Origin of the sequence: Paeniglutamicibacter kerguelensis (genome assembly GCF_017876535.1) — a bacterium.
GTDB lineage: Bacteria > Actinomycetota > Actinomycetes > Actinomycetales > Micrococcaceae > Paeniglutamicibacter > Paeniglutamicibacter kerguelensis.
The window spans coordinates 2020343-2038627 of sequence record NZ_JAGIOF010000001.1; the positions used below are offsets into that span (position 1 = coordinate 2020343).

The following is an 18285-nucleotide window of genomic DNA, read 5'->3' on the forward strand; positions in this document are numbered from 1 at the left end:
TCGTCAAGACCCAATTATTTCAACTCGTTGACCGGCACCCCGACACCCAGCATAATCGGCGCATTGGCGTCGTTTAGGGGCTGAGCGGCCTTTGGGATATCTGCCAACGAAGCAACATGGGCGGAACCCGGTGTTGCAAGCGTGTCCGATGCCACAGAAACTGCGGCGTCAGACCCGCCCTGCGGGCTCGTGGCACGGCGGCTGCGCTTGACGCGCGCCACCGGCTCGATGCCCGAAGTCTTAGAGGTCGCCACAACGGCCTTCGCCTCCGAAGGTGCTGCGGCGGAAGCCTGCCCTGCCACGCCGGAGATGACCGGTGCAGCCTGCTCGGGAGCCTGCGAAGCCTGCTCCGGAGCGGGGGCCTTGGAACGGCTCTTGCGGCGGCTACGGCTGCGCGGGGCGCGGGTGGCGCCCTGGGCATCTTCGTGTCCGCCGGCGTCGTGGGACTCCGCATCCTCGACCGGGGAATTGTCCGGAAGCGCTGCTTCCAGGTTCTCCAGGGTCAGCTCCGGGGCCGAAGCCTCGGAACCGGCACGGCGGCGGCGTGCGTTCGGCACCACAACCTGCTCTCCACCCACGGTAAGCGTGGCACCGGCGGCTTCTGCCGCGGCATCCTCGTGTTCGTGGGCAGCGTGTGCGGCTGCGGCGATGTTGGCAAAGGCCGTGCGCGCCGCGGTGGCCTTGGCCTCGTTGGCCTCCGGCTCCACGGCATGAACCTCGGTTTCCGCCTCGGTGGTGTGCTCGACCGTGGTCGGCTCTTCCGATGCGCGGTTGCGGCGGCGGCGCTCGGCCCGCGAAGGCTTCTCCTGGCCACGGCTGGCAGCTACATGCGGCTCGCCGGCGGAGTTGAACGTACGGCGGTGCTCAACGGGCTCGTCGTGGGTGATCACGCCGCGGCCGTTGCAGGCCTCGCAGTTCTCGCCGAAGACCTCCAGCAGGCCGGTGCCCATGCGCTTTCGCGTCATCTGCACCAGGCCAAGGCTGGTGACCTCGGCAACCTGGTGCTTGGTCCGGTCGCGGCCCAGGCATTCGACCAGGCGGCGGAGCACCAGGTCGCGGTTGGACTCGAGCACCATGTCGATGAAGTCGATGACGATGATGCCGCCGATGTCGCGCAGGCGCAGTTGGCGAACGACTTCCTCGGCCGCCTCCAGGTTGTTCTTGGTGACGGTTTCCTCGAGGTTGCCGCCGGAGCCGGTGAACTTGCCGGTGTTGACGTCGACAACCGTCATGGCTTCGGTGCGGTCGATGACCAGCGAGCCGCCCGAGGGCAGGAAGACCTTGCGGTCAAGTGCCTTGTGGATCTGCTCGTCGATGCGGAAGGTGCTGAAGATGTCTACGTTGCTCTCCCACTTTTCCAGGCGTGAGATCAAGTCCGGGGCCACGTAGGTCACGTAGGCCTCGATGGTGTCCCATGCCTCGTTGCCGGAGACGATCAACTTGGTGAAGTCCTCGTTGAACACGTCGCGGACGACCTTGATGGTCAGGTCCGGTTCGCCGTAGAGCAGTTCCGGGGCCAGCGTCTTGGTGGACGTCGAGGCGGCCTCGATGCCCTCCCACTGGGCGCGCAGGCGGTTGATGTCGTTCATCAACTCTTCCTCGGAGGCGCCCTCCGCCGCGGTGCGGACGATGACGCCCGCGTTTTCCGGCAGGTGGTCCTTGAGGATCTTCTTCAGGCGGTTGCGCTCGACATCGGGAAGCTTGCGGGAGATGCCGGTCATCGAGCCGCCCGGCACGTAGACCAGGTAGCGTCCCGGCAGGGAGATCTGGGAAGTCAGGCGGGCACCCTTGTGGCCCACCGGATCCTTGGTGACCTGCACCAGCACGGTGTCCCCGGACTTCAGGGCGTGTTCGATGCGGCGCGGCTGGCCGTCGAGGCCCGCGACATCCCAGTTGACCTCGCCGGCGTAGAGCACGGCGTTGCGGCCGCGTCCGATGTCAACGAAGGCGGCTTCCATGGAAGGCAGCACGTTCTGCACCTTGCCGATGTAGACGTTGCCGATCAGCGAATCCTGCTGGGTCTTGGAGACGAAGTGCTCGGCAAGGATGCCGTCCTCCAGGACGCCGATCTGGATGCGGTCCTCGCGCTGGCGCACGATCATCTGGCGGTCGACGGATTCGCGGCGTGCGAGGAACTCGGCCTCGGTGATCACCTGGCGGCGGCGGCCGGACTCGCGCGAATCGCGGCGGCGCTGGCGCTTGGCTTCCAAGCGGGTCGAACCCTTGACGGCGGTGACCTTGTTGGACATGACCGAATCCAGGGACGTGCGCGGTGCGCGCACGCGGGTGATCGTGTTGGGAGGATCGTCCTGTTCGCCACCGGCCAGTTCCAGGTCGGCCTCGCCGCGGCGGCGGCGGCGGCGGCGGCGCGAAACGACGGCGTCGCCATCGGTCTCGTCCTCGTCGGTCTCGGCACCCTCGGCGGCTTCGCCCTCGGTGCGGGTGCGGGAACGCGAACGGCGGTTGCGGCGGTTGCCGGCCGAATCCTCGTCTTCGTCCTCGTCGGCGGCGACGGGTGCGACCGCGGAAAGGTCGGGAGCCTGGAACAGCACGGAGAGTGCCATTTCCGGAATCGCGAACGGATCGGTGATGCCTGCGGATTCGGTTCCGCCGGTGGCCATGGCCTCCGCGGCGACGGCCTCGACGATGCTCGCGGCGACGGCAGGAACTTCGGCCGGAGCCTCGGCAACAACCTCGGCGGCGGGCGCCTTGGCCGAACGCGAGGAACGGGTCGGACGCTTGCGCGCCGTCTTGGCCGGTGCCTCTGCGGGGGCTTCTTCGGTTACTTCTGCGCTTGCTTCGACCGGGGCTTCAGCCACGACGACAACTTCTTCGGTTACTTCAACCACTGATGCTTCGACAACGGCAGTTTCAACCACCGGAACTTCGGCCACGGGAGCCGCAACGGCGGCTTCCTTGGCCGGGGTGCCGGCAGCGTCGCCGGCGGGTGCCGAGGCGCGGCGGGAACGTGAACGTGTCGGGCGCTTGGCCGGTGCCTTCGCTTCGGCCTTTTCCTCGACCTTGGCCGGGGCTTCGACGGCGGGCTCGGCTGCGGATGCCGCAACGGGGGCAGGCTCAATGAGGCCGACCGGGGCATCGGTGCTGGCGACCGGGCTGGTGACGGCCGAGGTGGCGCGGCGCGGGCCGCGCTTGGCCGGGGCCTTCTTCACGGGTGCGGCCGCCACCGGTGCGGCGGCCGGGGTCTCAACGGTTGGCGCTGCCGCGGGGGCCTCGGCCTTGGCGTTGGCGGCCGGGCGGCGGCGTGCCGCGGTGGTGCGGGCCGCTGCGGTGCGCGGCGCAACGTTGGCGCGGGTCTTGCTGGTGGGCGCCGCGGCCGCTTCATTGAGTTCGGCTAGGGTCATCGCACGGCGCACCGGGCGGGCCGGGACCGTGGGTTCGCTGGAGGTGTTGCGTGGGCGGCTGGTGCGGGTTCGTGCCTTGGGGGCCTGACCTGCCGCTTTTGATTCGTCGCGATTTGCTGCCATTTTAAAAGAGTGCTCCTCATGGATCGGCTGCTCCCACAGATAGCTCGCCGAGCCTTGGTTGGTTCGCAGTAACCGGGCCGGTGTGGCCGCGTGTCCTAGCGGAAGTCGTGTGCTCGTCTTGCAGGGTACGCCAACCATTGTGGGGCGCGGCATCCGGCAAAACCAACGGCGCTTTTCCAAACAAGCCGCTTTTTGTTGCGGCGACCAAATCGCGGTATTCGCTCAGACCTTCATATAGGCGGTCTCTACACAGCAGATGCATCGCAATCGGGCTTGAAAGCCTGTCGTTGGGTTGAAAGCAGACTGTGGATCCGCGAACAACCACTGCAATTGTCTCATACCGCGGAACTTCTATGGACCCACCTGCGCGATTCGACGCGTTCGGGCATGTCGCGCAGCCCGCGGACCCCTCCCCCGACCGCGTTGGCTACTCCGTCTTGACATGCGGTTTGCCGTGCTCCGGGGCCGTTGACACGGTTTCGAGCACTAGACTTCAAGCATCGGCACCGCATCGCCGGCGCCGCCGAACCACTGCAGGAAAACCAAGGGAGTTATTGATGAGCACGTCCCGAGCCGACGCGGACTCGACAAGCATCGACGAGGCAGGCCTTCCGGCATTGCGGCGGGCCAAGCCGTTCGGGTTCTTCCTGGTGCTCACCGCAGGCGTCGCCTGGATCGCCTCCGGCATCCTGGTGCTCGAGCGCCTGGCCCTGTACAAGAACCCGGACTACGTGACCAGCTGCGACTTCAACCCGTGGGTCTCCTGCGGCACCATCATGAAATCCAGCCAGGCCGCGCTCCTGGGCTTTCCGAACCCGTTCCTGGGCATCGTGGGCTTCGGCATCGTCATCACCATCGGCATGGCGCTGCTGGCCGGGGCCCGGTTTGCCCGCTGGTACTGGCTGGGGCTGCAGGCGGGCGTCACCTTGGCGATGGTCTTCATCATCTGGCTCTGGTCCCAGGCGCTGTACGAGATCAACGCGCTGTGCCTGTACTGCATGGTGGTGTGGGCGATGATGATCCCGATGTTCATGTTCACCACGGCCCGCAACGCGGCCCACGGCGTGATCCCGGCCCCCGCGGGCCTCAAGCGGTTCCTCGCCGAATGGACGTGGGTGCTGACCGTCGTGCTGCTGATCCTGGCGGCCGCGAGCGTCGTCCTTCGCTTCCCGCAGGCGTTCTTCGGTGGCTGACCCGCGGGCGCGCAGGCGGCGGCTGGCCGCGGGGCTGCTGGTTGTGCCGGTGGTTGTCCTGGGCCTCGGGGCCCGGTTCCTTGCCGCGGGGCCGGCGGCGGACCTCTCCGGGGGCGTGCTCTACGCGGTGCTCATCTATGTCCTGCTAGTGTTCCTGCGTCCGCGCGCCGCCGCCTGGTCCAACGCCGCGATCACCCTGGCCTTCTGCACGGCCATCGAGCTGCTGCAGATCACCTCGATCCCGGCAACGCTTGGCGCCGCCTTCCCGCCGATCCGGCTGGTGCTCGGGTCCACCTTTGTCCCGTTGGACCTGCTGGCCTACGCGATCGGCACGGCGCTGGCGTTCGGCATCGATTCGCTCATCGGATCGGTGCGGGCCGGCCGGGAGTGAACCCCGCCCGGCTCTGAAACCGGTCCGGACGGACCAAGGGCCCGGCACCGCTCCCCCGATGGGGGAAGGTGCCGGGCCCTTGGCGTTTGCCCTTTAGTCGTTGAACCGCTTAGGCGAACCAGATGCCGATTTCGCGGGTCGCGGACTCGACCGAGTCCGAACCGTGGACCAGGTTCTGCTGGACCTTCAGGCCCCAGTCGCGGCCCAGGTCGCCGCGGATGGTGCCCGGGGCGGCGGTGGTCGGGTCGGTGGTGCCGGCCAGCGAGCGGAAACCGGTGATGACGTTGTGGCCCTCGGCGATGACGGCCACGACCGGGCCGGAAAGCATGAACTCCACGAGCGGTTCGTAGAACGGCTTGCCCACGTGCTCCTCGTAGTGCGCCTCGAGCAGTTCGCGGGTCGCGTGGACCTGCTTGAGCTCGACGACGTCGTAGCCCTTGGCCTCGACGCGGGCGATGATCTGGCCGGTCAGCCGGCGCTTGACGCCGTCGGGCTTGATGAGGATGAGGGTGCGTTCAATGGTCATGAAGCTGCTCCTGTCACGTGTTTGTGGTGCGGAAAATGGTATTTGGTACTGATTCTACGGTTGTGCGCCGGCTACGGGGCGTCGGGCTCCGGGTTCGCGGCGTCCCACTTGGCCTGCTCCCGGGCCCGCCGGGCGGTCTCCACGTCCATCGAGTGCCCCTTGGTCACCGCGTACCACCAGGTGGCGGCGAACGCCAGGCCGATGACAAACATCTCCGGCATGAGGAAGCCGGTCAGGATGAAAACGACCTGCAGGGCCCAGCCAATGGCGTATCCCAGCGGTTTTTTCAGCAGGGCGCAGGTGAAGATGCAGGCCAGCGCCAGCACGGCGCCGGCGCCGAGCGCCAACACCGGGCTGACCGTCTCGCGGTTGAGCCCGGAGTAGGCCAGCGCGACGAAAAACGCCAGGAAGGCCTCCAGTGTGAGCACCGTTGAGGCGAACATCACACGCGTGGAGCGCGGCTTTTTCGGTTGGCCCGGGCGCCATTCACGCTGCGCCTTGGTCATTCGTGCCATGGCCTACGCGCCTCCCATCAGCATGCGGGTCTCCCCGATCAACGTGATCGACCCGGTGACGAGCACGCCGCCGCCGAAGTCCTCGGAGTCCTCCGCACGGCCGACGGCCCATTCCAGGGCGTCGTCGAGGCGCTCGGTGACAAAGAGGTCCTCCTCGTTGAAACCGGCCTCCAATGCCATTCCGGCCAGTTCGCCGGCGGGGATGGCGCGCGGGGAGTTGGACTGCGTGATGCAGACGTCCTCCACCAGGTCGATGTACTGTTCGCGCAGTTCGGCGAGCATCGCCGGGGCGTCCTTTTCGGCGAGGATGCCGATGACCAGCACCAGCTTGGAGAACCCGAAGGCCTCCTTGACGGCCTTGGCCGAGGCGCGGATGCCGTCCGGGTTGTGGCCGGCGTCAAGCAGCACGCTCGGGGCGGTGCGGATGACCTCCAGGCGCCCCGGGCTGGTGGCGGCGCCGAAGCCCTCCATGACCAGGTCGTGGTTCAGCTCCGTCTCGCCTCCCCCGATGAACGCCTCCACGGCGGCCAGCGCCACCGCGGCGTTCTGCGCCTGGTGTTCGCCGTGCAGCGGCAGCAGGATGCCCGGGTAGCGCCCGGCCAGCCCCTGCAGGTCCAGCTGCTGGCCGCCGACGGCGATGATGCGGTCCTCGACGCCGAATTCGACGCCCTCGAACCGGTAGGGGACCTCGAGTTCGCGGGCGCGGTCCAGCAGCACCTGCGCGGCGTCGGCCGGCTGTGCCGCGGAGATGAGGAAGCCGCCGGGCTTGATGATGCCCGCCTTCTCCTCGGCGATCAGCTCGGTGGTATCCCCCAGCAGGTCCGTGTGGTCCAGCGAGATCGGGGTCACCACGGAGACCTGGCCGTCGCCGACGTTCGTGGCGTCGGTGATGCCGCCCAGGCCGACCTCGATGATCGCCACGTCCACCGGGGCGTCGGCGAAGACCGCGAAGCCCAGGATGGTGATCGCCTCGAAGAAGGTCAGCCGGTTCTCGCCCTTGGCCGTGAGCTCGTCGTCGACGATCTGCAGGTACGGGGCGATCTCGTGCCAGATCCGCACGAACGTCTCGTCGTCCACCGAGTCGCCGTCGATCGCGATGCGTTCGGTGACCGATGTCAGGTGCGGCGAGGAGTAGCGGCCGGTGCGCAGGTCGTGGGCGCGCAGCAGCGACTCGATCATGCGCGCCGTGCTGGTTTTCCCGTTGGTGCCCGTCACATGGATGATCGGGAACGCCTTGTTGGGCTCCCCGAGAATCTCCATGGCGCGGAACATCGGTTCCATGCGCGGTTCGATCTTGTTTTCCGGCGCGCGCGCCAGCAGCTCGGCGTAGACGCCCTCTACAGAAAACCTGTCAAAGTTGCTCACGTGGTTGGTCCCATTTCATTCTCGGCGGCCTCGGCGGCAGCCACGGTTTCGACACGGACGACCGGTGCGGCGCCGTCCTCGGCGGTGAGAAGCACCAGGCCCGTGCTCAGGGTTTCGCCCTTGATCAGTTCGGCGTTGGCATGCAGCGCGGCCACGGTGGCCGCATCGGCGGTGATTTCGGTGCGGATGCGGTCCCCGACCAGCAGGTCCGCGTCCTTGCGGGCGGACTGGATGGCGCGGACCATGTCCCGCGCGGTTCCCTCCGCGGCCAGCTCGGCGGTGACCTCGGTGTCTAGCACCAGGAAGCCGCCGCCGGGCAGCACGGCCGCGGCGATCGATTCCTCGGACGCGCCGGCGGCGACCACGGTTTCCAGCGTGTACTCGTGGGGTTCGAGGTCCAGGCCGCCAGCGGTGACGGTCCCGGCGTCGGACACCGACCAGTCCCCGGACTTGGCTCCCTTGATGGCCAGCTGCACATTCTTGCCCAGCCGCGGGCCCGCCGCGCGGGCGTTGACGACCAGCTGCTGGCTGATGCCGTACTCGGCGGCGTTGGCCTCTGCGGCGTCGATCAGCGTGACGGAACGCAGGTTCAGCTCGTCGGCGATGATGGTCGCGAACGTGCCGGCCAGCGCCGCGGCGTTCGGCGCGGCGACGGTCATGCCGGCCAGCGGCAGGCGCACGCGCAGGTTGGCGGCCTTGCGCAGCGAGGAACCGACGGAGGCGATCCGGCGGGTGGCTTCCATCGCGGCGACCAGCTCGTCGTGGCGGCCGAAGGCTTCGGCGTCGGGCCATTCGGCCAGGTGCACCGAGCGCCCGCCGGTGAGCCCGCGCCAGATTTCCTCGCTGGCCAGCGGCAGCAGCGAGGCGCTCACGCGGGTCAGCGTCTCCAGGCAGGTGTACAGGGTGTCGAAGGCGTTGGTGTCTTCGTCGAAGAAGCGCTGGCGGCTCCGGCGCACGTACCAGTTGGTCAGCGTGTCCATGTACTGGCGGATGGTCTCGGCGGCCTCGGAGATGTCGTAGGCGTCGAGCTTCGCGGTGGCCTCGCGGACCAGGTCGCCGGTGGCGGCGAGCATGTACGCATCCAGCGGGTCCGTCGACGTGTAGGACAGCTTGGCCTGGTAGCCGGCGCCGTTGTTCGCGGCGTTGGTGTACAGGCAGAAGAAGTGCCAAACGTTCCACATGGGCAGCAGCACCTGGCGCACGCCCTCGCGGATGCCCTGCTCGGTGACAACCAGGTTGCCGCCGCGCAGGATCGGGGAGGCCATCAGGAACCAGCGCATGGCGTCGGAGCCGTCGCGGTCAAGCACCTCGTTTACGTCCGGGTAGTTCCTCAGCGACTTGGACATCTTCTGCCCGTCGGAGCCCAGCACGATGCCGTGGCTGATCACGTTCTTGTACGCGGGGCGGTCGAAGAGCGCGGTGGAGAGGATGTGCATGGTGTAGAACCAGCCGCGGGTCTGCCCGATGTACTCGACGATGAAGTCCGCCGGGTGGTGGGTGTCGAACCAGTCCTTGTTCTCGAACGGGTAGTGCGTCTGGGCGTAGGGCATCGACCCGGAGTCGAACCAGACGTCCAGCACGTCCTCGACGCGGTGCATGGTGCCGGCGTCGGCACAGCCATCGTGGGACTTGACCAAGTCGTCGATGAACGGGCGGTGCAGGTCCGGCTGGCCCTCGTGGTTCAGCGGCAGGCGCCCGAAGGCGGCCTTGATCTCATCCAGGGATCCGTAGACCTCGCGGTGGGTGCACTCCTCGCCGTCGCATTCCCACACCGGGATCGGGGAACCCCAGTAGCGGTTGCGGGAGATCGACCAGTCGCGGGCGTTTTCCAGCCACTTGCCGAACTGGCCGTCCTTCACGTTCTCCGGGATCCAGTTGATCTGCTGGTTCAGCTCCAGCATGCGGTCCTTGATCTTGGTGACCTCGACGTACCAGGAGGAGATCGCGCGGTAGATCAGCGGGTTGCGGCAGCGCCAGCAGTGCGGGTAGGAGTGCTCGAAGGAGGCCTGCTTGATGAGGCGGGCGTCGTTCTTCAGCAGGTTGGTGATGGCCTTGTTGGCGTCGAACACCTGGACGCCGACGATCTCCGCCAGCTCCCCGCCCTTGAACAGCGGCAGGAACTTGGCGCCCTCGTCGACCGAGAGGATCACCGGGATGCCGGCGGCCTCGCAGATCTTCTGGTCCTCCTCGCCGTAGGCCGGGGCCTGGTGGACGATGCCGGTGCCGTCGGTGGTGGTCACGTAGTCGGCGACCAGCAGCTGCCAGGCGTTGGCGGTGTTCCAGGTCTCGACATCGGCGAAGGTGTCCCACAGCGGTGCGTACCTGAGGCCGGCCAGGTCCTTGCCGGTGTAGCGCTTGGTGATGGCGTCCTCGGCGGCGGCGGCGTCCGCATAGCCCAGGTCCTTGGCGTAGGCTCCGAGCAGGTCCTCGGCGAGCATGAAGTCGCCGGTGGCGTTGGAGGCCTTCACGCCGTTTTCGCCGGCGGGCAGCACCGCGTAGACGACCTCGGGGCCGACGGCCAGGGCCATGTTGGTGGGCAGGGTCCACGGCGTGGTGGTCCAGGCCAGCGCCTGCACGCCCGCAAGCTCCCGGGAGATCTCCGACTCGCCGGCCAGCAGCGGGAAGGAGACGGTGACGGTCTGGTCCTGGCGGTCCTTGTAGACGTCGTCGTCCATGCGCAGCTCGTGGTTGGACAGCGGGGTCTCGTCCTTCCAGCAGTACGGCAGCACGCGGAAGCCCTGGTAGGTCAGGCCCTTCTCGTGCAGCTGCTTGAAGGCCCAGATGACCGATTCCATGTACTCGACGTTCAGCGTCTTGTAGTCGTTCTCGAAGTCGACCCAGCGCGCCTGGCGGGTGACGTAGCTCTGCCACTCGTCGGCGTACTTCATGACCGAGGTGCGGCAGGCGTCGTTGAACTTGTCGATGCCCATGGCCTCGATCTGCACCTTGTCCGTCATGCCCAGCTGCTTCATGGCCTCGAGCTCGGCCGGCAGTCCATGGGTGTCCCAGCCGAAGCGGCGCTCCACGCGGGAGCCGCGCTGGGTCTGGTAACGGGCGACCAGGTCCTTGACGTAGCCGGTCAGCAGGTGGCCGTAGTGCGGCAGGCCGTTGGCGAAGGGAGGGCCGTCGTAGAAGACGAACTCGTTGGCGCCGTCAACGCCGGCATCGCGGGCGTCAATGGAGGCCTGGAAGGTCGAATCGTTCTTCCAGTAGGAAAGGACCCGCTCCTCGATCTCCGGGAAACGGGGAGAGGACGGCGTGGTGCCGTGGGGGTCGGTCGAGGCCTTGGGGTAGCTGGTCATCTGCGGCAGTCCTGGGATCGGTGGCGCGTGTTTGCGCTTAGGCGTTCTCCAACACAGGGACGACGACGGAGCAATTGGTCACTCCACCTCGCGGTACCACCCCGCTTGCCCTCTCCGCCCGGTGTCCCGGGGCCGGATCCGGCCGCTCATTGACTGCTGTGACGGGCTTACCCGCTCGGTTCTACTGGGCCCGCCCGGGTGCTGCATGGGTGGCCGTTCTTCCGAGGACTCACCGGTGATGGCCGGGTCGACGTCGTGTTCCTCCCAGTCTAGCGCGCCAACGCGCCGAAGCTTCAACCCGGCCGGCTCCGGTCTGGACCCACCATGCCCGGCTATCCTTGTCCGATGCACCCGCTTTCCGCCGACCCCGTCCCTCCCCTGCCGCGCCGCCGAACCTGGGCCGCCGGAATCGGTTGGGCCCTGCTCGTCCCGGTGCTGTTGCTGCTGGGGCTCCGGCTCACCGGCCTGTCCGTCGGCACCCCGTGGGTCCAGCTGCTGTCGCTGACCCCGCTTTTCATAGTTCCGTCGCTCGGGGCGCTGCTGTTTTTTGCGCTCGCCCGGCGCACGTTCCCCGCGCTCGTTGCCGCAGGAGCGGCCATCGCCCTGGCGGTGCTGCTGGTCGCGCCGTTCGCTCCCGCGGGAAACGTGCGAGGCACCGCTACCCAAGATTGTTCGGCCCCGGGGCTGCGCATGATGAGCCTGAACGCCAGGCTGGGCCGCGCGGATGCGGCCGCCGTCGTCGAGACGGTCCGGCGCGAGCAGGTGCAGTTGCTGGCCATCCAGGAATTCACACCCGCACTGGGTGCCGAGCTGAGCGCGGCCGGTCTCGATGAATTGCTTCCGCACACCACTCAGGTGCCCGAGGGCGGCGCCGCCGGGGCAGGGATCTTCTCGCAGTTCCCGCTCACGGTCCGCGACGTGCCCGGGCTGGATTCCATGTCGTTCGAGAACCCCACCGCGTCCTTCACCGTTTTCGGGTCCGACGGACGGGAGAGGCGCGTGGAAATCACCAATGTGCACACCTTTCCCCCGTTGCCCGACGCCGTCGACTCCTGGCGCCACGACCTCGCCGCCCTGGCCGCCGTGAACACCGGGGGCGGCACCCGCATCCTGGCCGGGGACTTCAACGCCACCTACGACCACCGCGAATTCCGCGACCTTTTGCACGCCAATGCCGACGCCCCGCTGAGCGATGCCTCGACGGGCGGGTTGGCACGCTTGCAGCCCACCTGGCCGCGCGAGCACCAGTACTCCCCCGGCATCGTGATCGACCATGTACTCACCTCCGCCGACGTGTCAACCTGCGACTACGCCACCGGGCGGATCCCCGGCAGCGACCACGCGGCGGTGCTGGTGACGCTGAACTTCGGCTGACCCCGGCAACGCAAGCAGTCCCAGCAACCCCGCAGCACTTGTCCACATTCCCTACGGCAGGTCCCCCCGGGGCGGCGCGCCATCGTCCATGCTTGGTGCCATGGGAACACAGCAAGACCTCACGGCAAGCGTCGTGGCGGCCATCGAGACGATCGTCTGCGGGCACCCGGACCGGGTTGCCGCCGACGACGGGTTGCGCCTGCTCGCCGTCCTGAAGCCCGTGTTCCGGGTGGCGCTTGACAAGGCGGCGGCGTCCGTCGGCCCCTCGCAGGTTCGCGCCGCGGCGTTTGTTGCACTGACGGAGGACTTCTACCGGGTCAGCGGCTACGGCCAGGTCCTTGCGGCCGCCCGCGCCACCGATGCCCAGCTGCACACCATCACCGAAGCCCCGCTGGCCGAAGTGAACGGGCTGCTGGCCGAACCCGCCGCCTTCTTGGCCGGTGAACGCGCGCTTCCCGCCGACGCCGCCAGCGTTCCCGGTCGCAAGCCCCTGTACCGTGACGAGGCCGAGTATCTCAAGACCCAGCAGAACCTCACGCACTTCCAGGCACTGCACCGCGTGGAAACGGCGGCCAACCTGCTTCCGCACACCGGCTTCAACGGCCGGGCGGTCCCGCCGAGGTTCCCGCAACTCGGCAAGGTGTTCAGCGATGCCACGGCCGATCCGCGGACCGTGGCCGGCCTCGCGAAGAAGCTCGAGGCCATGGGCCCGGAGATCGGCAGGCAACCGAACCCGGACGCGGTCGCCCGCCAATTCGAGGCCGAACTTGCGGCGGCGGTCGTCACCCGCAATTCACAGGGCACGGCCACGCTGCTCGAGGACCAGGCCCGGCGGCTCGATGCGGGCGTCGTGGAGCGCAGCGAGGAATCGGAGTCCATGTTCATCGGCGCGTTCTACCTGGGCCACAGCCACAAGGGGTACGAGTACAGGATCATCACCAACGCCGAGGGACACGAGCTGCTTGCCACCGCCGCCGACGTCCTGAACAACCCCACGACCAAGGCCGGGACGCAACCCGCTCCGGCGCCGGAATCCAGCACGCCGCCGCTTCCCGTTCCCGAGTGGGCCATGGACCCTTCGCTTCCGCCGGATGCGCGGCCTGTCCAGGGATTCGGGGACATCGTCGACACCCTGCCCGGTGCGGCGCTGCTAGACCCGGGAATCGAGTTGCTGCCCGGGGAAACCCTCGACCAGGCCTACGCCAGGCAGCGCGCACAGCGCCTGCACCAGTTTGTGCTCGACTCGATCCGCATCGTCACCACCACCGCCGGCGCGTCAGCCGGCGCGCCCGGACAAAAGTCCGGCGGCAAAGACAGCGACAACGGCGGGCAGATGCCGATGCTGCCGCACTTCACCCTCGCGGTGACCATCGATTTCCAGGCCCTCAAGGGCCAGCTGGAGAACGCCGGGGTGACCGACCACGGCCAGCACATCTCGGCCTCGAACTGCCGGCGCATCGCCTGCAATGCGGGAATCCTCCCGGTCGTGCTCAACGGCGACGGCGTTCCACTGGAACTGGGACGGACTCGGCGGTACTTCAACCGCGCCCAGCGCCGCGCCATCGCCACCCGCGACAAGGGCTGCTGCAACCCGGGATGCTCGATGCCGGTCAACCGGACCGAGGCGCACCACCTGGACGAGTGGAGCGCGGGCGGCAGGACCGATGTTTCTCGCGGCTGCCTGCTGTGCGTGCGCTGCCACGTGGCCCACCACGCCGGGCACTTCAGCATTGTGATGCTCAAGGGGCTGCCCCACGTCATCGCGCCGGCATCGGTGGACCCGCCGCGGACACCCAGGCGCAACTGGATCTTCCATCCCGCGGCGGAACCCCCGGCCGCTTGAACTACGCACGGCAGGGAACCAGGGGATAGAAGGCCGGCGCCCCACCCCAGGTGGCTGATGGGATCGTGCGTGTCGATGAGTTCGATGGCCGACTGGCTCGGGGCCAACTGGGTGTCGCTGCGTCCGTGGCCGGGCGGCAACCGCGCACCGAGGCTCCGCCCGTCGACGGCATGCCTCGGCCGGTCCCCCTCCGGCAGCTGCCACCAGCGGGCGTGGACGGCGTCGAAGAGCGCCCGGCCGGACTCCGCCGCAAGGTCCGGGTCGGGGGGGTGCCCCTATCTGGTTCGTCAAGGGTTTTGCCGGGTTTGGGGAAGAATTCCTTGACCTTCCGGAGGGCGTTGTTGAGTGGTCCGGTTCGCATCTTGAACCGGACCACGTGGCGTTTGGTGGGTGTGGGTTAGGCGGGTTGGGTTTCGGTCGCGTCGTAAAGTGCCCCGTCGCGGAGCATCGCGAACGGGACGTTGCAGCGGCGCCGGGCCAGGGCGATGACGGCTTGGTTGTGCTTCTTGCCTTCGGCCCGCTTGCGGTCGTAGTAGGCCCGGGAATTTCGGTCCTTGCATTTGAGCGCGGCGAACGCCGACAGGAACAATGCGCGCTTGAGCACCTTGTTTCCCTTCCTCGAGGAATGGTCCTAAGCGGATGGAGGTCCCGGATCGCCAGGTCACCGGGGCCAGCCCGGCGTAGGATCCGAGGTGTCCTGCGGTCTTGAAGTCCTTGCCAACGACCTCGGTGAGGATGCGGGCTTCGGTCCTGACACCGACCGCTGGCAAAGACGAACGGAGCTGGTGAAGAGGGTGGGCCTCCACGAGTTTTTCTTTCCTGCGCCAGCACCTCGGCGCGGGCGGCCCGCGTCTGGGCCAGGGCGAGTGCCAATTGCGGCAGCACGATCCCGGCCGCCGAGGTCCCCGAGACCACCACGGTTTGCTCATCCAGGGCCGCGAAGATCTCCTGGGTCCAGCGTTTCCCCACCCGGGGTGCGTGCTTGCGCATGAGCGTTTCCACCCGGGCCTTCCCGGCCTTGCACAGCGCGGCCGGGGTCGGGTATTTGGCCAGCAGCTCGGGCATGGCCTGGTGGTCCAGGTGCGGGCCGATGACCCGTTCCAGGGCCGGGTGGATCGCAGGTCAAGCCCGCGGATCCTGTTGGAGGTTGCGGTGGCCTGCTTGGCCAAATCGTCGTCAAAGCCGCAGAGCATCGACAGTTCGGCGACCTGCTCGTCGGCCACCTGGACCGAGCGCAGGGTCTGCGGCAGGGTGCGGGCGGCGTTGGCGATGATGAAGGCGTCGCGGGCATCGGTCTTCGCCTCGCCGGGGTGCAGGTCCGCGACCCGGCGCATGGCCAGCCCCGGCAGGTATCCGACCGGGATGCCCTCGGACTGGGCGACGGCGACCGGCAGGGCGCCGATGGTGGCCGGCTGGTCCACCACGAACAACAGCCTCCCGTGCTTGGCCAGGGAACGGATGATGTCCCGAAGCTTGGATTCGTCCTGCGGCAGGGCCTTGTCCAGGAGTTTCTTCCCGGCCCGGTTCAGGGCCACCGCGTGGTGGTTGGTCTTGCCGACTTCAACGCCGATGAAGACGTCGATGGACTCATGGTCGTGGATCAAAATGCACCCTCCGGAAACTGGCCACGTGCTCACGGATGAAACGAATGCTGGCTTGTCCCTGCGGCGCCAAGGCCCGGGCATCCACGTTACGACCGACCTGAACCCTGGTTCACTGTTCTGCTCCGGCCCCTATTAGCGATATCCCTGGTGCCTATCGAATCCCGGTGACAGCACCCCCCGGATCATTGATGACTGGGGGACTGAATCATGCCGGGACCGACAGGCCAGCAACCCCATCCTCTCGCACGGTGCTCGATTCCGGGATCACTAAAAAGGTAACGGGAGTCTGCGAACTGCGAGTCTAGGAGTCTTTGCGGAGCAGCTTGTGGTTGGCGGCCTGGGCCACCGGGCGGACGACGATCTCGTCGAGGTTCACATGGTGCGGCAGGTTCACCGCGTAGCCGATGACCTCGGCGACGTCGGAGGCCAGCAGTGGTTTTTCCACGCCGCGGTAGACGGCCTGGGCGGCGGCCGCGTCCCCGCCGAGGCGGCGCAGCGCGAATTCCTCGGTGTGCACCAGTCCGGGCAGCACCTCGATGACGCGGATGTTGTTCTCGACCTCCTCCAGGCGCAGGGCCTGGGTCATCGCGCGCTGGGCGGCCTTGGCGGCGTTGTAGCCGGACCCGCCCTCGTAGCTGGCCAGCGCCGCGGTGGAGGTCAGGTTCAGCACGGTGCCCTCGCCGTGGGCGCGCAGCATCGGCAGGAACGCGCGGGTGAGCTTCATGGTGCCGATGACGTTGACCCGGAGCATGAAGTCCCAGTCCTCGTTCTTCGCGGCGCCCAGGTAGTCGGCGCCGCGCGCGCCGCCGGCGATGTTGATGAGGGTGTCGATGCCGCCGCCGGCCTGGACCGTGGCGAGCAGGTTCGCGACCTGGTCGTCGTCGGTGACGTCCGCGGGAACGGCGATGGCGCCGGTTTCCGCCGCGAGCGCCGAAAGGCGATCGGCGCGGCGGGCCACGGCGAAGACCGTCCAACCGGCGGTGCACAACGCGCGCACCGTGGCCTCGCCGATTCCGGTGGAGGCGCCGGTGACTACTGCTGCATGTGAAATCTGTGATGACATGCTCAAATTCTAGCCAGTCCGGGCGCGGTCCAGCGACCACCGGAGCCCGGGTCTCCGGCGGCCGAAGGAGTCAGTCCGGACGCACAATTCAGCCGCGGGAGGCCGCCGGTTCCTCGACCGCGCGGGACACGGCGACCATCTCGGCGCGGTCCACGACCTTGATCCGTTCGCGCGGCACCGGTCCGTCGTGGGTCGGTGCAGGGTCGGCCGCGGCGCCGAGGGCCTGCTCGTGCGTATCCAGCGCGAGCCAGCCGTCCCAGCTGGTGTAGGCGACGCCCTTGGCGTCCAGCAGCGCCGGCACGGCATCGGGTGCGGGGTTGGCCGCCACCGGCAGTTGGTGCAGGTCGGCCAGCAGGTGGGCGATGGTTTCGGCGGCGTCGGACTTGGTGTGTCCGATCAGCCCGACGGGGCCGCGCTTGATCCAGCCGGTGGCGTAGAGCCCGGGCACCTGGATGCCGGACGCGTCCAGCACCTTGCCCTCGAAATTGGGCACGGTGCCGGTGCGCCCGTCGTACTCGATCTCCGGCAGCGCCGAGCCGAAGTAGCCGATGGCGCGGTAGACGGCCTGCACCGGGTAGTCGATGAGCTCCCTGGTGCCGCGCGCGTTTCCGGTGCCGTCCAGTTCCTGGCGCTCGAACCTGATGCCGCTGACTTTGCCGTCGGTCCCGGTGACCTCCACCGGGGAATGCAGGAAGTGCAGGTGCAGGCGGCGGCGCGGGCGTTCGGTTCCCTGGGCGATGTCCCCGCGTTCCCCGCGTTCCTCGCGTTCCTCCTGCTCGATCAGCCAGTTGGTGAGCGTGCCGACCATGGTCTTGACCTGGTTGTTGGTCTTGATGGCTGCGTCGGAGGCCGCGTCGAACTCGAAGTCCTCCGGGTAGAGCACGATGTCCACGTCGTGGCTGTGCGACAGCTCGCGCAGCTCCAGCGGGGTGAACTTCACCTGGGCCGGGCCGCGGCGGCCAAAGACGTGCACGTCGGTGACCGGGGATTCGCGCAACCCCTGGTACACGTTGTCCGGGATCTCGGTGACCAGCAGGTCCTCGGGGTGCTTGGAGAGCACGCGGGCCACGTCCAGTGCCACGTTGCCGTTGCCCAGCACCGCGATCTGCGTGGCCTCGAGCGGCCAGGTGCGCGGCACGTCGGGGTGCCCGTCGTACCAGGACACGAAGTCCGCGCCGCCGTAGGAGCCGTCCAGCTCGATGCCCGGGATGTTCAGGTCCGCGTCGTTGATGGCGCCGGTGGCAAAGATGACCGCGTCGTAGTGCTCGCGCAGCTCCTGGATCGACAGGTCGGTGCCGTAGTCGACGTTGCCGAAGAAGCGGATGTCCCCGCGGTCCAGCACCTTGTGCAGGGCCTTGACGATGCCCTTGATGCGCGGGTGGTCCGGGGCGACGCCGTAGCGGATCAGGCCGTACGGTGCCGGGTAGCGGTCGAAGAGGTCGATCGCAAGCTCGAAGTCGCGCTCCGCCTTGGTGAGGATGTCCGCGGCGTAGACGCCGGCCGGGCCGGCGCCGATGATGGCCACGCGCAGCGGGCGGGCGGCGAAGGCGGCGGGTGTGCTCACGGGCACCGGGGTGTTTTTCTCAGTCATGGGGTCCTCCTGGGGTATATCTGGATTGTGGGT

General features: G+C 68.1%; 11 protein-coding genes and 2 pseudogenes. 4 read left to right on the top strand and 9 right to left on the bottom strand.

All coding sequences use genetic code 11. From position 1 onward, the window contains the following. Positions 1 to 14 precede the first annotated feature (14 nt). Entirely contained in the window at positions 15 to 3485 is a 3471-nt protein-coding gene (locus JOF47_RS09180) for an Rne/Rng family ribonuclease (RefSeq protein WP_209997278.1), read from the bottom strand. Positions 3486 to 4042: 557 nt separating this feature from the next. Here JOF47_RS09180 and JOF47_RS09185 point away from each other — a divergent pair. Further along, on the top strand, positions 4043 to 4678 hold the full coding sequence (locus JOF47_RS09185; RefSeq protein WP_209997279.1) for a vitamin K epoxide reductase family protein: 636 nt from the start codon (positions 4043 to 4045) through the stop codon (positions 4676 to 4678). Continuing rightward, a complete protein-coding gene (locus JOF47_RS21900; protein ID WP_209997280.1) occupies positions 4671 to 5069 on the top strand; it encodes a ribosomal maturation YjgA family protein in 399 nt (132 codons plus the stop codon). The genes JOF47_RS09185 and JOF47_RS21900 overlap by 8 nt, the downstream gene beginning before the upstream one ends. A gap of 109 nt (positions 5070 to 5178) precedes the next feature. Here JOF47_RS21900 and ndk read toward each other — a convergent pair whose 3' ends face one another. The 4 genes from ndk to ileS all read right to left on the bottom strand — a co-directional run bounded on the left by ndk (position 5179) and on the right by ileS (position 10777). Further along, on the bottom strand, positions 5179 to 5595 hold the full coding sequence (gene ndk / locus JOF47_RS09195; protein WP_209997281.1) for a nucleoside-diphosphate kinase: 417 nt from the start codon (positions 5593 to 5595) through the stop codon (positions 5179 to 5181). 71 nt (positions 5596 to 5666) lie between these two features. Next, the gene (locus JOF47_RS09200) at positions 5667 to 6110 is read right to left on the bottom strand and encodes a DUF4233 domain-containing protein (protein WP_209997282.1); all 444 of its coding nucleotides are present in this window, start codon (positions 6108 to 6110) and stop codon (positions 5667 to 5669) included. A gap of 3 nt (positions 6111 to 6113) precedes the next feature. Next, positions 6114 to 7475 carry a bifunctional folylpolyglutamate synthase/dihydrofolate synthase gene (locus JOF47_RS09205; RefSeq protein ID WP_209997283.1) on the bottom strand — a complete coding sequence of 454 codons (1362 nt, stop codon included), beginning with the start codon at positions 7473 to 7475 and terminating at the stop codon, positions 6114 to 6116. Further along, positions 7472 to 10777: an isoleucine--tRNA ligase gene (ileS, locus tag JOF47_RS09210; protein ID WP_209997284.1), complete on the bottom strand. Its 3306-nt coding sequence runs from the start codon at positions 10775 to 10777 to the stop codon at positions 7472 to 7474. The genes JOF47_RS09205 and ileS overlap by 4 nt, the downstream gene beginning before the upstream one ends. A gap of 345 nt (positions 10778 to 11122) precedes the next feature. On the opposite strand from ileS, the gene JOF47_RS09215 reads away from it, so the two are divergent. Together JOF47_RS09215 and JOF47_RS09220 are read left to right on the top strand one after the other, a co-directional pair. After that, positions 11123 to 12151 (top strand): endonuclease/exonuclease/phosphatase family protein, encoded by a 1029-nt coding sequence (locus tag JOF47_RS09215; RefSeq protein ID WP_209997285.1) that lies wholly within the window; start codon positions 11123 to 11125, stop codon positions 12149 to 12151. Positions 12152 to 12251: 100 nt separating this feature from the next. Then, positions 12252 to 13994 (top strand): HNH endonuclease, encoded by a 1743-nt coding sequence (locus tag JOF47_RS09220; RefSeq protein WP_209997286.1) that lies wholly within the window; start codon positions 12252 to 12254, stop codon positions 13992 to 13994. A gap of 155 nt (positions 13995 to 14149) precedes the next feature. Here the strand turns inward: JOF47_RS09220 and JOF47_RS22170 are convergent. The 4 genes and pseudogenes from JOF47_RS22170 to JOF47_RS09240 form a co-directional block, all read right to left on the bottom strand. Further along, positions 14150 to 14245 (bottom strand): annotated as a pseudogene (locus JOF47_RS22170) (hypothetical protein); the annotation flags it as partial. Between the two features lie 146 nt (positions 14246 to 14391). After that, positions 14392 to 15679, bottom strand: a pseudogene (locus JOF47_RS09230) (IS110 family RNA-guided transposase). Between the two features lie 220 nt (positions 15680 to 15899). Next, entirely contained in the window at positions 15900 to 16661 is a 762-nt protein-coding gene (locus tag JOF47_RS09235) for an SDR family oxidoreductase (protein ID WP_209997287.1), read from the bottom strand. An 88-nt stretch (positions 16662 to 16749) separates the two neighbouring features. Then, complete coding sequence (locus JOF47_RS09240; RefSeq protein WP_209997288.1) at positions 16750 to 18252, bottom strand: FAD-dependent oxidoreductase; 1503 nt, start codon at positions 18250 to 18252, stop codon at positions 16750 to 16752. Positions 18253 to 18285 lie beyond the last annotated feature (33 nt).

Coding starts and splice junctions, on each gene's coding strand:
- JOF47_RS09235 (WP_209997287.1), bottom strand. CDS start 16,661: ATGTCATCACAGATTTCACATGCAGCAGTAGTCACCGGCGCCTCCACC.
- JOF47_RS09220 (WP_209997286.1), top strand. CDS start 12,252: ATGGGAACACAGCAAGACCTCACGGCAAGCGTCGTGGCGGCCATCGAG.
- ndk (WP_209997281.1), bottom strand. CDS start 5,595: ATGACCATTGAACGCACCCTCATCCTCATCAAGCCCGACGGCGTCAAG.
- JOF47_RS09240 (WP_209997288.1), bottom strand. CDS start 18,252: ATGACTGAGAAAAACACCCCGGTGCCCGTGAGCACACCCGCCGCCTTC.
- JOF47_RS09200 (WP_209997282.1), bottom strand. CDS start 6,110: ATGGCACGAATGACCAAGGCGCAGCGTGAATGGCGCCCGGGCCAACCG.
- JOF47_RS09185 (WP_209997279.1), top strand. CDS start 4,043: ATGAGCACGTCCCGAGCCGACGCGGACTCGACAAGCATCGACGAGGCA.
- ileS (WP_209997284.1), bottom strand. CDS start 10,777: ATGACCAGCTACCCCAAGGCCTCGACCGACCCCCACGGCACCACGCCG.
- JOF47_RS09180 (WP_209997278.1), bottom strand. CDS start 3,485: ATGGCAGCAAATCGCGACGAATCAAAAGCGGCAGGTCAGGCCCCCAAG.
- JOF47_RS09215 (WP_209997285.1), top strand. CDS start 11,123: ATGCACCCGCTTTCCGCCGACCCCGTCCCTCCCCTGCCGCGCCGCCGA.